Consider the following 13,872-nt stretch of genomic DNA (forward strand, 5'->3'; position numbering starts at 1 on the left):
GTCGTGCAGTGGAGCTTTGCATCGTGAAGTACATGGGTTCCAAGCGATCCATGCTTCTTAATGGGCTAGGTGAACTGCTTACAGATTTGGTCCCGGAGAGAAAAAGATTCTTCGATCTTTTCTGTGGGACGGGATCGGTGGCGGGATATGTGGCTCAGCGCTTTCACACCTCAGTATGTGCTGGCGATCTCCAGCAATACGCCGTTGCCCTTGCTGCATGCCAAGTTGAACAAACGGCGGTTTTCTCAGCTGCCGAGATCGGGCAACGGTGGGTTCAATCTGCACAACTTTGGCTAGATGATCGTCGCCACGCGATTGACCCTGCGCTCTTGTTAAAGCCTTCTAGTGGCAGCTTGGAGGAGTGGCGGTCGGCGGTTCTGGAGGCGCGGCGACTGTGCGTTCAACTTCCGATTGAATTTTCCTTAACTAGAGCTTATGGAGGGCACTACTACAGCCCGCATCAAGCTACCTCGCTTGATGCCCTTCGCGCAACGCTCCCCGTGCAGCAGCAAGGTGCAGCGCTTGCCGCATTAATCGACGCCGYGAGTACATGTGCTGCAGCTCCGGGGCACACCGCGCAGCCTTTTGGCGTCAGTGATTCCGCATTGCCTCATTTGGCAAACGCGTGGTCCCGAGATGTGTCGTCATCCGCACTGTCAGCACTTTCTCGAATTGCATGCAGCCACGCGAACGTGGCGGGTCGTGCGGTGAAATCCGATGCGTTAGAACTGACTAACGAGCTTGAGGAGGGCGATCTTGCCTTCATTGATCCTCCGTACTCAGAGGTCCAATACAGCCGCTTCTATCACGTGTTGGAGGCTGTGGCCGAAGGGGGCGCTTCAGAGGTCTCGGGCGTCGGTAGGTACCCGGACATTGGGTTGCGTCCGCAGTCGAAGTTCTCTCGGCTGACTCAGTCAGCACAAGCATTCGATGACCTAATGCTTGGGGTTGCTGCGTCTGGGGCAGACGCAATCATCACCTTTCCTTCGAACGAGGCTTCGAATGGGTTGTCCGGTGACTTGGTAGAAGCGATCTCCGCACAATACTTTCACGTTAAGACGAAGAAGATAGCGTCTTTATTTAGCACTATGGGCGGCAACTCAATTAGCCGACATGCGCGTCAGGCCACAACTGAGCTAGTTCTGCACCTTGCTCCTAGATAGTGACGTTTGTAAGTGGTCCGGCGTGGGCAATGGGTCGACGTAAGTCCACGTGTTTGCGATTTAGGGTTGTAGGCGATCTCGAGTTGTTCGGTCGGTGAGCATTCGCTGGCGAAGCCGCACGGCGCCACGTTGCCTTGCGAGGTGCCCCAGTGAATATCGCGAGCCCCATCGCTACGACCAACATCATGCGTCGGCGATGTGCTCTCGTAGATATACTGCCCCTGTCGCGCAAGAAAGCGTGATCGGGTTTGGAAGCCCGTCAGAACCTTCTGCGACGAAAGCCGCAGTTACCGCACATGGTCTGCGGCTTTTTTTGTTCGCGCGCCCATTTTTGGCGGCTCGAGCGGGAGGGCGCAAGCCCTGCCGGCTTTCGCAAGAAGGTTCCCGGTCTTCCAACCCGTTCGAGCTGCCGCCCCCGTTTGGAAGCGGGTGCGTCAGTTGTGGCAAATCAGAACCTTCTCGGAGGCCGTACATGGCTGCATCTGCTCGCGCGCTCGCGCAATCTCCCCCTCAATCCGTCTGCCTTGACCCGGCATCCTGCGACCTCGACGCACTCACCCTCCAGGCCTGCGACGACGCCGACAACCTCAACGACGTAATGCGCGCCTATACCGCGCTCGAAAAGCTCATCGACCCCAGCGCCCTGAACGACAGCGAAGTGCTCACCCCCAGCCGCACCGAACTGAGCGCGTTGCTGGGCCTGCTCAACGACGCACTGCTGGTCCGCATCGACGCCGTCAACGCCGCCACCGGCGCAGTGCACGAAGCGCTGCAACACAACAACACCCTCAGCGCCCCATAGCGCCAACAACAGCGCGCCCCGCCAGCGGGCACGCGCCGACCGGCTACCCTGCGCATCCCGTTCGCTTTCCTTTCTCCCCAACAAAGCCGATGCCAGCTCCGCCCGTTGCCGACAACAAGCCCGACGAAGCCGTGATTCCCGCCGCCTGGGCCCGTCTGCGCGACATGGTCGCGGCCCGAACCCCCGCAGACGGCCGCACCGACGCGCTGTACCCGGGCCTGCGCTGCTACCGCTTCTCGCACCCGATCCGTTACGAGAAAACCCAGCGCCTCACGCCGGGCGTGGTGGTGGTCTTGCAGGGCCGCAAGACCGCGCACCTCGGTGGCGACCGTCGCTCGCTCGACTACGGCGCCACGCAGTGCCTGGTGCTCGGGGCCGAGGTCGCGTGCCTCGGCACGGTCGTCGAGGCGAGCGCCGGAGCGCCGTACCTCGCCATTCATCTCGACCTGCCGCCCGACGTGCTGGTCAAGTCTGTCGTCGCGCTGGCGGAAAGCGGCACGCTGCTGGCCGAGCCCGCCCGCGTGACCGAGAACTTCACGGCCCCGGTGGGGCCGGAGGTGGTCGAGGCCTTCGCCCGCCTGCTGCTGGCGGCCGACGACCCGGTGGACCGCCGCACGCTCGCGCCGCTGGCCGTCGAGGAGATCGTGCTGCGGCTGCTGCGCTCCGAGGCCGCGGCCGCCATCCGCAGCGCGGGCGCCGTCACCAAGGCCGGCGCACGCATACAGACGGCCATCGCCTTCATGCGCCGCCATCTGGGCCGGCCGCTGTCGGTGGCCGAGATCGCCAGCCACGTGCACATGAGCCCTTCGCACTTCGCGCACAGTTTTCGCGAGGTGGCCGGCGTCACGCCAATGCGCTGCATTCGCGACCTGCGCCTGGAAGAGGCGCGCGTGCTGATGCTGGGCGCCGGGCTGCGCCCCGGCGATGCGGCCGCAAGGGTGGGGTTCGAGAGCGCGGCGCATTTCAACCGCGCGTTTCGCAGGCGGTTCGAGGCGACGCCTGCGGAGTATGTGCGGCGCGTGCAGGTGGGGTGATGCGGGGGCGGCTGCGTCCTTCGCAGCCATGGTCAATTTCTCCGCAGCTTCGCGCCTTGGCGCGGGGGAAGGCGCTGGCTAACCTGCCGTCTCCCTTTTCCTTCAAGCCAACGACAAAGAAATTTCCATGGACCCCATCAACGTCATCATCACTTTCGAAGCCAAGCCCGAGCGCGCCTCCGCGTTCGCCGAACTCATGAACCAGGTCAAGCAGTCGCTGCCATCGGCGGATGGCTGCCGGGGCGTGCAGCTGTTCGGGCGCAGCGACAACGCCTGCGTGTTCACGCTGGTCGAGTCGTGGGAATCGCAAGGCCATCACCAGGCGCATATTGCGGGCGTTGTGTCGTCCGGCGCATGGGACACGATGGCGGCTGAACTGGCTGGTCCGCCTGTCAGTTGCTATTGCAACGAACTCTGATGCGGTGCGCTGGGGCGCGAGTTGCTGCGGTGAGCCGGCCGCCTCCGAACTCGACCAGAGGGGTGTCATCAGCTTCACCCTGGCGCTCGCTAACCATCACAGTCGATGCACCACTCAGACAGGTGCAACTCCGGCAGGGTGCGGAGACCGGTCGCAATACTCGATCAGGAGTTCGGTGAGGACCCGTATCTTCCGTGCGGGATGCTGACCTGGCGGTCGGACGACATAGGCACCTGCCGGGGGTGGTGGATGACGTGTCATGACCGGCACGAGTGCCCCGGAGGCCACATGTTCATGGGTGAGCCAATCGGGCAAGTAAGCGATCCCGAGTCCTGCTGTAGCAGCGGCGACCAAAGCAGTGCCGTTGTCGGCCTTGAAGCGCCCCTGCGGACGAACCGTGATGATCTTGTCGCCATCCGTGAGTTGCCAGGCCTCGGTTCCCTGCATGAGGGCCTGATGGGCGACGAGTTCCTCCGGTGTCTCGGGCGACCCATGCGCCTTGACATAGTCCGGACTCGCGACGAGCTTCCCATGGACCGGGCCGATGCGTCTTGCAATCAAGTTGGAGTCCGGAAGATAGCCAACCCGTATCGCACAGTCGTAACCCTCCGCGATGAGATCGACGAAGCGATCGCTGTAGCAGGTCTGGATGTGAAGCCGAGGGTGGCGTCGTGCCATTTCCGCGAGGATGGGAGCGAAGTGAGTCGGGCCCAGGGAAAACGGCGCAGCAACACGCAAGCGCCCGCGAAGGTCGCCGGCGGGCAGGATCGCTTCCCTGGCCACGTCGATCTCGGCGCAGACCCTGGCTGCATAGTCCCGGAACGTGGCCCCGGCTTCAGTGAGAGCAGCCCCGCGGGTGGATCGCGCAAGCAGCTGGACACCCAGTTCCTCTTCAAGCCGGAAGAGGCGACGACTGACGATCGACTTGGACACGCCGAGCCGCAGCGCAGCAGACGAAACCCCGCCGGCATCGGCAACTTCCACGAATGTCCGCAGCTCTTCGATGTCCAATTTGGTGTTCCCCATTTCGCGACACAGCTCGCTGCGAAATGGTACTACCGCATCAAAAAGAGGAACAACACAATCCTGCTTCGGGACAGCGTCCCGTTCTCAACGGCAACAAAGGATTCACCAATGACTTTTCGCAACGGCTTGGCTTCGCTTCTTCGTCCCGAAGACTCGGTACTCGTTCTTATCGACCACCAGCCCTACCAGCTCTCCAATCTGAACAGCCACGACCCGCAGGCCGTGGTGAACAACACGACCGCCCTGGCCAAGTGCGCCAAGGCCTTCGGCGTCCCCACCATCCTGACCAGCGTGATCGCGGCGCGAGGCGGTCTGCTCTTTCCGCACATCACTGACGTGTTCCCCGGCCAGGAGGTGATCGACCGGACCTTCATCAACACCTGGGAGGATCGGAAGGTCGTCGATGCGGTCAAGGCAACGGGCCGCAAGCAACTGATCATCGCCGGCCTGTGGACCGAGGTCTGCGTCGCGATGCCGACGATCCACGCGCTGGGCGAAGGCTGGGATGTGACGGTGGTCACGGATGCCTCGGGCGGCACTTCGGTCGAGGCCCACGAGGTCGCGATCCAGCGCATGATCCGCGCGGGCGCGAACATGATGACCTGGTTGGCGGTGGCCTCGGAGTGGCAACGCGACTGGGCCAGGACCGAGCACGTCGCAGAGCTGACGGAAGTTCTCAAGCAGCACGCCGGCGGCAGCGGCATCGCCTATCTGTGGGAGCAGCAGTTGCTCAATACGCCTGTGCCTGGCAACGCAGGATGATCTGAGCGGGGATGCGCATTGTCGAGCTCGGTTGGGCTATGCATCACCGCAAAGACCGGGACATTCGCGGTCACGCGGCCCGCGGATCGTGCCTTCGAAAGAACGTATTGCACGGCTCTGACGCCCTGGCCATTCTCCAGTTGTTCCTACGCCGCGCCGGTCCTTAACCATCGGTTAAGACCGGCTAAACAAGACGCGAATTGCCGGCATGCCTCCGAATCGTGAGGATGCAAGGCACCGACGCGGTCGGACCGGCACAAGAAAAACAGGAGACAGCATGCACCCCAGAAGCACGATCGGGCGCCCGTCGCGCCTGCACTGCCTCGTGGCGGCGGCCGCCACGGCGGCCATCGTTGCCGCCGCGCCGGCCGAGGCCCGCGTCACGCGCATCGTGATCGACGACGTCGCGCCCCTCACGGGGCAGGCGATCCCGTACGAGCAGATCCGCGGCCGCGCCTTCGGCGAGCTCGACCCGAACGATCCGCACAACAGCGTCGTCACCGACATCAAGCTGGGCGCGGACGCCGATGGCAAGGTGCGCTACGAAACCACGTTCAACCTGGTGAAGCCGGTCGAGATGAACCGCGCGAGCGGCTTCCTCTGGCATGACGTGCCCAACCGCGGCGGCGCCGGCACCCTCGTCGTCGACGAGCGCGAGCTGGGCGACATCGGCCTGCGCAGCGGCTGGCAGGCGGACAACGCCGGCAACACGGGCATTCCCGCCAACCGCGCCGCGGGCACCAATCACTGGGTGGCGGTGCCCATCGCCAAGGTCGACGGGCTGGCCGTCACAGGCAAGGTGTTCGCGCGGATCGTCAATCAGGGCGGCGCAGGCTCCCAGCCGCTGATGGTGCAGGCGAACCCCGTGCCCTACCTTCCGGCAACGCTGGACACGGCCAAGGCGACGCTGAAGACGCACACCCGGGAGACCGTCGATGGCGTCGTCACCGAGGGGCCAGGCATTGCCGCGGGCGACTGGGCGTTCGCGAAATGCGACGCCGGCAACCCGTTTCCCGGTACGCCGATCGACAACAACCCCGCCAATGCGCCCGCCAATCTGCCAGTGCACATCTGCCTGCGCAACGGCTTCGATCCCAACCTGCTGTACCAGGTGGTGTACCCGGCACACAACGCCTACATCCTGGGCGTGGGCATGGCGGCATTCCGCGACGTCGGCACTTTCTTTCGCTACGAGACGGCCGACGACTTCGGCACGCGCAATCCGGTGGCCGGCTTCGTCAAGGGCTCGGCGGTGCGGGGTGTGTCGCAGTCCGGAAACATGGTGCGGCAGTTCATCTTCATGGGCCTGAACCAGGACGAGCGCAACCGCAAGGTCTACGACGGGGCCTGGCCGATCATCGCGGGCCGCCGGGTGGCCGCCAACTCGCGCTGGGCCCAGCCGGACGGTGTGCTGGAGCTCTACCAGCAGGGCAGCGAAGGCCCGCAGTGGTGGGCCGACTGGGCAGACCCGGTGCGCAAGCAGCCCACGGGCAGCATCTTCTCGCGCTGCAACACGAACGACACCTGCCCGAAGGTGATCGAGCATTTCGGGTCGGCCGAGGTGTACGCGCTGAAGCTGACGCCCGAGTGGATCGGCACGGCCGGCGACGCGGACATTCCGTTGACGCGCAACGTTCGCCGCTACTACGTGCCGAGCACCAACCACGGCGGCGGCGCGGGCGGCTTCACGCACATGCCGGCGCCCCCCACCGGCCCCACTTGTCCCGGCAACAACTTTGGCCGCGGCACGTTGGCGGCGAACCCGGTGCCGCACACGGAGATCACCAACGTGCTGCGCCTGGCCATGCGCGACTGGGTGCTGAAGGGCACGCCGCCGCCGCCCAGCCGGTGGCCCACGCTCGCGGGCAAGACGCTGGTCGACGCGAACAAGGAGGCAATGGGCTTTCCGAGCGCGGTGCCGGGCATCCCGGACGCGATCTTCCGGCCGGAGAACTTTGCGTTTCCGGTGTTCGACTACGACTGGGGCCCGCAATTCAATCACGCGGAAGCTTCCGGCGTGCCCACCAACGTGCCGCCGCCGATCAGGAAGGTGATCCCGATGAAGGTGCCGAAGGTCGATGCCGACGGCAACGAGATCGAGGGCGTGCCCACCGTGCTCGTGATGGCGCCGCTGGGCACCTACCTGGGCTTCAACATCACTGCTTCAGGTTTCCACCAGGGGCGGGTGTGCAACTACGTGGGCGGCTATGTGCCGTTCGCGCGCACGCGCGCCGAGCGGATCGCCGGTGGCGACCCGCGCCTGTCGCTGGAGGAGCGCTACGGCAGCCACGAGGGCTACGTGGCGGCGGTGCGCGCCGCCGCCGAGAAGGCATCTGCCGCGGGCTTTCTTCTGGCTGCCGATCGCGAACGCCTCATTCGGCAGGCGTCGGAGAGCGCGGTGCTGCGCTGACGAGGCTGCCGAACGGCGCCGTGCTTTCGATCATGTCCACGAGCGCGGCGGCCGGCGTGGACAGCTCCGAGCGGCTGCGCATGGCCAGCAGCAGCACGCGTTCCATCTCGATGCCTTCGAGGCCCACCTGCACGAGGCCGAGGGCCTGCGCATAGAGAGCGGCCGCCGCGCGCGGCAAGATCGCCAGGCCGAGCCCGAATGCGACCATGCGGCACATCGAGTCGAAGCTGCGCACCTGCACCCGGATGCGGGGCGTGCGCTTCACCGCGTCGGCCGCGGCCATCACCTTGCGGGTGAGCGATGCGCTTCGCGCCAGCGTGACCAGGTCGTGGTCGAACACGTCCGCGATGGAGGCGTTCTGCTGACCGTCCAGCGCGTGGCCTGCCGGCACGAGCAGCACGAGCTGGTCGACATTGCAGACGATGGTCTCCAGGCCTTCGTGCGGCACGTTGTCGCCAATGACGGCAAGCTCCGCCGTGCCTTTCAGCACGGCGCGGATGCCGTCCTCGCTCAAGGCGTCTTCCATGTCGATCACGACATGCGGGTAGCGGCGGGCGTACGCGGCCAGCACGCCCGGCAGGAAGCCGCCGAAAGCGGAAGGGTTGGCGCACAACCGCAGGTGGCCGGTGGCGCCCGACTGGAGATCGTCGACGGCCTGCACGAGCTGTTCCAGGCGCGCGATCACCTCGATCGCGTGCCGGTGCAGGGTCTGTCCCTCCGGCGTGGCGGTCACGCCGCGCTGCCCGCGCTGAAGCAGGGCGATGCCGCAATGCCGTTCGAGATCGGTGATGCGCTTGCTCGCCGCCGGGAGCGAAACGCCGAATCGGTCCGCGCCCGCAGTCAGGCTTCCTGCATCGACGACCGCGACGAAAAGGCGCAGGGAGATGAGATCGAAACGATTCAGGTTGATCATGGCGAGTGGATTTGACCACCGCCGCCAGGCTTGGCAATGCCGGCTTCTCGTTGTGCTGCAGCTTCCCCCGAAGGCGCGTCACCGTATCCAGTTCTTGAAGATATTGCGGCGAAACCCGTTGCTGTCGTAGGTGGGTTCCTTGTAGGCCGGGTTCGCCGCCACCTCCGCGGTCAGCGCCGTCACGTCGGCGCCCGCCACGGAGTAGCCACCCGCGAGCAGGCCCTTGGCGATGCCCTGCGCGATGGTGCGGATGGTTTGCGGGCCGAGCGGTGGCTTTCCCAGGGCTTCGAGGTACATGGCTTCGGCGATATAGGCCGTGGCCTCGTCCTCGTGGCTCGAATGGGTTCCGGTGTTCTGGATGTCCAGGTGGGCGTGCGTGCATTCGTGCACCAGATAGGCCTGGTCGTCCGAGTTCGAGATCGAGAACCCAGGCCTGAGATCGAGCGTGTCGAAGCCCATGTAGTAGCTGGCGCCGGCGCCAGCTTTCACCATGCCGCCGAGCTTGATGGCGCCGCTGTCGATCGCGTCGGCCACGTCGTTCTGATACGCGCTCGGGTACACCCTGAACGACTTGAAGGCGAAGTTGAGCCGGGGGATGGTGGTGTCGCGCTTGCGAGCTGCACAGCGTCTTCCGATGTTCTCCCGGGTGGCTTGGTGGCAGCGCCTGCTTCGACACCCGCGTTCGCATATTTCGCAAACATCGCGTTAGCGTCGCCGATCCATCCGACCAGCCGCACGATTTAGGTGAGGTCCAAGTCCCCAAAATCACCTGCAAATGTCAGCGTGATCTGAATTATTCGATGTCTTGGTTGATTCAAAGATTGGATCTTTCATTAAATCCGAGGCAGTTCACGACGAAATTGTGGCTGAGCGTTAGTTGGATCTAATTTTTTACTTTTGTTTTCTTTCGACTTTTCGAAAGTGCCACCGCTTGATCAAAGTGCAGCAGGCCAGTTCGCAATAGTTTGCAATTGATTCAGTCGAATTGCCAATAATTTAACGAGGCACTTCTGCTCGTCAACGAATGGCACACACATACTTGGACTGACCTTCCGGACAGCCAACGAACATGGCTTTGCAGATCACCGTGGCGAGTTATCGCTATGGCACTTGCTGCTCGGCGATGGTGGTTCGGGAGGATGTTCGGTGGACAGGTCCTTGATCGTCCCCATTTCACAAAAAAACCGAGTGCCTTCTGTTCTTTTGGGCCCCGATTTTCTCGAGTTCAGCCAGTCCACGCATGGACTGACAGCTCGCGTTGATCATGCAAATCATCTATGACCGAGATAACTGAATCGCCGTCCCCACGATTGCTCCATACGCGCTACGGAAACCTCAGTGCCCCGGTTGGAACGAGCGATCTGATCACCGATTTTCTCGAGCACTATGGAGAGTGGGCTTCTCTCGAAGTGGAGTATCTCGCCCCATTGCTTCCACCAAAGGCAAGGATATTGGACATCGGCGCCTACGTGGGAACGTTTGCGTTGGGCCTGGCGCAAACCGCGAATGCAGCATTCGTTGCAATGGTCGAAGGCAACCCGGCCATCGCACCGCATCTGGCTGCGAACGCAGCGCGGAATTTGCGTTGCGAGCACGAAGTTCTGAATGCGCTGGTCGTCAATTCGAATGCGCCGCTCGTCGAGACGGGGTGGGCCGATCCGGACAATGCGGGATCCGCATCCTTCGGGGAGCAAGCGAGCGGCAGGGTCCGCGTCCCGTTGCCCGATACGACGATCGGTTTCAAGACGCTCGTGGAGCGTTTCAGGCCGCTTGACCTCGTCAAGCTCGATGTCGAAGGGATGGAGGAGCAACTGCTCGCCGATCACCCCTTGCTTCGGCAAGACAAATCCGTTCTGCTTTGGCTCGAATGCAACGAAAGTCGAAGCTCTCTTTCCCTCGCCAAAATGCTGCTCGATGTGGGGCGACCGGTCACCTACTTCGCATGGCCATCGCATAACCCGGACAACTATCGAGGCGCCTCGCGAAAGATATTCCCGTTTGCCTACGAAGCAGGTCTTTTGCTGGGTGCAGACCCCACGCCACTGACTCCCAAGCAGAACCGTGCCGGATGCCTGGTGAAGAGCATTCATACAGTGGAAGATCTGAAAGAGGCGCTGTGGCTGACGCCGCGGTGGGCTCCAAGAGAATGGGATGTGCTCGATCGCAATGAGATCGCTGCGATTGCAACGCATCTCCTGTTGGGCAAGAGGCGAGAGGACTTCCTGACCGAAGCCGAATCGATGATCGAAGGCGTCCCGCAAGAGAGCGCTGCCACGAAGGTGGGCGTGGAGCCGGACAGGCACGGCCGCCTGGGAGCGTTCAAGGATGCCAAGATCGCCCAACTTGAAAGCAAGTTGGCCGAACTCTCCAGTCGAAACCTTGACTTGGAGCGGGTAAAAAAACCCGCAGTTGTCTCCCCCGATGGCAACGAAATGCGCATGCGCGAACTGCATCAAGCTCAGCTCGCCGAGCTCGTTGGCCAGATCGACGAAYCTCGCGAACTGCACAAACTGCAGACCTCCCAACGCGACGAACGGATCGCAGCGCTTGCGGGGCAGGTCACCGTGCTTGCGGAGACTCTGAACAGCATTCAGAGAAGTCTGACGTGGCGGATAGCTTTGCGACTTTCCCGAACTCTTGGTCGCATCCCGTTCCTCAGGCGCATTGTCAGACGCATGTTGCGTCACAAGACGATGGAGGTGCAGCCATGACCGAGCCCCGTTCATACGAGCTCGAAGTCATTGCTCCGCTCTTCGATCGGGGCTACTACCTGTCGCGATACCCGGATATTGCCGCAGCAAAGATCGACCCCGTTTGGCACTACTGCGCGGCGGGCTGGCGAGAAGGCCGAGATCCGAGTGCCGCGTTCGATACGCGTTATTACCTGCGCCAGAACCAGGATGTTGCGGCAGCGGGCATCAACCCATTCGTTCATTACATTGGAAATGGGCGGAACGAAGGTCGCAAGCCGGTGCCGGATATGGCCGGCGTGCGCCGCCAGCTACTGAACGCCTGGTCCGTCGTCGATGCGCGTTCTGAAGCTGAGAGCATTCAACCCACTCTGGGCGCGCCGCGTGAACTGGATGTCGACACCATTGTTGCTGTGCTCGAATCGAGTACGGGGAATGGAGAGTTCATTATTTCCGTCAGCCACGATGACTGTGCTCTCAGCCTTGGCGGCATCCAGAACATCATCGGTGACGAGTGCCATGAATTCCGTAGCAGAGAGATTGGTTATTTGCATCTGTGTCCGGCACGCCCGATGCGATGGCTTGCCGATGTTGCGACCGGCGAAGATTTCATTTTTGCGCTGCGCTTGGACGAAAAAGCGCTCGGCCGCGCGGATGGCGCGACGCTTCAGCAGGCGTTGAGGCGTCTTGCAAATAGCGGTGTTAGGGGAATGTGGGTGGTTCACCACCTCATGGGGCATTCACCCGAGTTGCTTGAAAAGCTGATCGAGACAAACAGCTCGCGCCCGCCTCTTTTTTGGATGCACGACTACTTCGCCGTGTGCCCGAGCTACACCCTTCTGCGAAATGACACCACCTATTGCGGAGCGCCGACGGCTAGCTCGAGTGCGTGCGGGATCTGCGCCTACGGAAGCGCACGGCCCGCTCATCAGGCTCGTATCCAGAAGTTCCTGAACTCGATCTGCCCCACGCTGGTGGCACCCTCGCGGGCCGCTCTGGAACTGTGGTGTCGCTCGAGCTCGATCGAAGTGCCGGATGCGCATGTTCTGCAACCTGCCAAGCTGCTGCAGTCGGATCGACTTCGTGCCGACAACTCCGGTTCTCGTCTACGCGTCGCCTATCTGGGCGCCCAGGCTTTTCACAAGGGGTGGGACACCTATCAACGCTTGGCCGCGACTTTTCACGCCGATGACCGGTATGAGTTTTTCCAGTTCGGAACTCCTGGAGCGATGCCTTCATTCATCCACCATGTGTCGGTCAAGGTCGACGCGACAGCACGTGATGCCATGGTGCGCGCCATCGCAAGAGAAGGTATCGACGTCGTGATCTCCTGGAGCATTTGGCCCGAGACCTTTTGCTTCACAGTGCACGAGGCAATCGCAGGTGGTGCGTTCGTGGTGGCCCGGCGTGACCAGGGGCATGTGAATGCGGCTGTCCATGCGCATGCACCGCAGGCTTCCCGCAACGTTGACGACGAAGACGAATTGCACCGCTACTTTCGCACCGGAGATGTCTTGACTGACGTCGAGCGATCGCCTCGCCGGTATGGCTATTTGCTGCCGTCCCAAGGCAGTGCAGAGTTGTTGCATCCGACCGATTTCGAAGGAGTCCACTCATGAGGATTGCCTGTTTCACGAGCGCTTCCTACAGTTATCTTGATCGAGCGCGCGTGCTCTTCGAAACCGTCCGCAAATTTCATCCCGAATGGGAGAACTGGCTTTGCCTTGTCGACGAGGAGCCGGCGAACTTCGTGTTCGACATGGGTGCCGAAGACATCGATCGCGTTGTGAAACTGGAAGGACTGGGCGTCAAGGAGCCGTTGGCATGGGCCTTTGAGCACGACGTCGTTGAACTCTGTACGGCTGTGAAGGGTGCCATGCTGTGCCACATGCTGGAGCAGGGCATTGACAAGGTCATCTACCTCGATCCCGACATTGCCCTGTTCGGTGCACTGGACGAGGTGCTGGCGCTGCTGGATCGGCACAGCGCAGTACTTACACCCCATCAAATTGATCCCGACACGGACCGCGGAGCCATTGTCGACAACGAGATCGGATCGCTCAAGTACGGTATCTACAACCTAGGGTTCGTTGCAGTGAGTAATACCGGACCGGGCATGGCCTTCGCGCGGTGGTGGCGCGACCGTCTGTTGGAGTTCTGCTTCGACGACGTTGAGAGCGGCTTGTTCACCGATCAAAAATGGTGCAATCACGCGCCGGTGTTCTTTCCCGAAATCACGGTACTGCGGCATCGTGGCTACAACGTTGCGAGTTGGAATCTCAGTCAACGTCCCATACGAATTGCAGCCGATGGCAAGATCACCGCGGGTGGTGATCCTCTGAAGTTCTTTCATTTCACCAAGGTAACCCACGTCGGTGAAGCAATGCTTGAGCGGTACGCTGGCGGCCGCTCGGAGGTATTCGAACTTATGAATTGGTACAGGACCCGCCTGAAGGCCAATGCTGCGAAGGGGGTCCCGTCGGGGTGGTGGCATTTCGGGACTTACTCCGACGGGAGGCCAATCCTGAAAGAAGAGCGCGCAGCCTATCGACAACTGCGATTGCGACAGAAGCATCTGGCCAATCCTTTCGCAGTTTGAGTTTTCTGCGATGCGCTCGTGTCGAATGAAAAATCGTTGTCAGACAGCGGATTCG

General features: G+C 62.3%; 12 protein-coding genes. 9 read left to right on the forward strand and 3 right to left on the reverse strand.

Translation table 11 applies throughout. The features are described from left to right. The 4 genes from AC1DXX_RS12980 to AC1DXX_RS12995 form a co-directional block, all read left to right on the forward strand. A partial coding sequence (locus AC1DXX_RS12980; protein ID WP_478134616.1) for a DNA adenine methylase occupies positions 1-1,163 on the forward strand: 1,163 nt, incomplete at its 5' end. Positions 1,164-1,635: 472 nt separating this feature from the next. After that, on the forward strand, positions 1,636-1,965 hold the full coding sequence (locus AC1DXX_RS12985) for a hypothetical protein (RefSeq protein ID WP_478134617.1): 330 nt from the start codon (positions 1,636-1,638) through the stop codon (positions 1,963-1,965). Between the two features lie 89 nt (positions 1,966-2,054). Beyond that, a complete protein-coding gene (locus tag AC1DXX_RS12990) occupies positions 2,055-2,999 on the forward strand; it encodes an AraC family transcriptional regulator (RefSeq protein ID WP_478134618.1) in 945 nt (314 codons plus the stop codon). Positions 3,000-3,126: 127 nt separating this feature from the next. After that, complete coding sequence (locus AC1DXX_RS12995; RefSeq protein ID WP_478134619.1) at positions 3,127-3,417, forward strand: putative quinol monooxygenase; 291 nt, start codon at positions 3,127-3,129, stop codon at positions 3,415-3,417. A 114-nt stretch (positions 3,418-3,531) separates the two neighbouring features. On the opposite strand, the gene AC1DXX_RS13000 is transcribed toward AC1DXX_RS12995, so the two are convergent. Continuing rightward, the gene (locus tag AC1DXX_RS13000; RefSeq protein ID WP_478134620.1) at positions 3,532-4,428 is read right to left on the reverse strand and encodes a LysR family transcriptional regulator; all 897 of its coding nucleotides are present in this window, start codon (positions 4,426-4,428) and stop codon (positions 3,532-3,534) included. 123 nt (positions 4,429-4,551) lie between these two features. On the opposite strand from AC1DXX_RS13000, the gene AC1DXX_RS13005 reads away from it, so the two are divergent. Both AC1DXX_RS13005 and AC1DXX_RS13010 read left to right on the forward strand, forming a co-directional pair. Then, a complete protein-coding gene (locus AC1DXX_RS13005) occupies positions 4,552-5,205 on the forward strand; it encodes a hydrolase (protein WP_478134621.1) in 654 nt (217 codons plus the stop codon). A gap of 277 nt (positions 5,206-5,482) precedes the next feature. After that, entirely contained in the window at positions 5,483-7,615 is a 2,133-nt protein-coding gene (locus tag AC1DXX_RS13010; RefSeq protein WP_478134622.1) for an alpha/beta hydrolase domain-containing protein, read from the forward strand. Here the strand turns inward: AC1DXX_RS13010 and AC1DXX_RS13015 are convergent. Together AC1DXX_RS13015 and AC1DXX_RS13020 are read right to left on the reverse strand one after the other, a co-directional pair. Then, the gene (locus AC1DXX_RS13015; protein WP_478134623.1) at positions 7,578-8,528 is read right to left on the reverse strand and encodes a LysR family transcriptional regulator; all 951 of its coding nucleotides are present in this window, start codon (positions 8,526-8,528) and stop codon (positions 7,578-7,580) included. The two genes, AC1DXX_RS13010 and AC1DXX_RS13015, sit on opposite strands and share 38 nt — an antisense overlap. Positions 8,529-8,606: 78 nt before the next feature. After that, positions 8,607-9,062, reverse strand: a complete 456-nt coding sequence (locus AC1DXX_RS13020) for a hypothetical protein (protein WP_478134624.1) — start codon at positions 9,060-9,062, stop codon at positions 8,607-8,609. A gap of 743 nt (positions 9,063-9,805) precedes the next feature. Here AC1DXX_RS13020 and AC1DXX_RS13025 point away from each other — a divergent pair. The 3 genes from AC1DXX_RS13025 to AC1DXX_RS13035 are packed head-to-tail and all read left to right on the forward strand — an operon-like array spanning position 9,806 to position 13,817. Then, entirely contained in the window at positions 9,806-11,239 is a 1,434-nt protein-coding gene (locus AC1DXX_RS13025) for an FkbM family methyltransferase (RefSeq protein ID WP_478134625.1), read from the forward strand. Next, the gene (locus AC1DXX_RS13030; RefSeq protein WP_478134626.1) at positions 11,236-12,837 is read left to right on the forward strand and encodes a glycosyltransferase family protein; all 1,602 of its coding nucleotides are present in this window, start codon (positions 11,236-11,238) and stop codon (positions 12,835-12,837) included. The genes AC1DXX_RS13025 and AC1DXX_RS13030 overlap by 4 nt, the downstream gene beginning before the upstream one ends. Next, on the forward strand, positions 12,834-13,817 hold the full coding sequence (locus tag AC1DXX_RS13035; RefSeq protein WP_478134627.1) for a hypothetical protein: 984 nt from the start codon (positions 12,834-12,836) through the stop codon (positions 13,815-13,817). The genes AC1DXX_RS13030 and AC1DXX_RS13035 overlap by 4 nt, the downstream gene beginning before the upstream one ends. The last annotated feature ends 55 nt before the right edge of the window (positions 13,818-13,872 follow it).

The sequence above is a fragment of the Variovorax sp. P4_B10 genome (assembly GCF_056402375.1).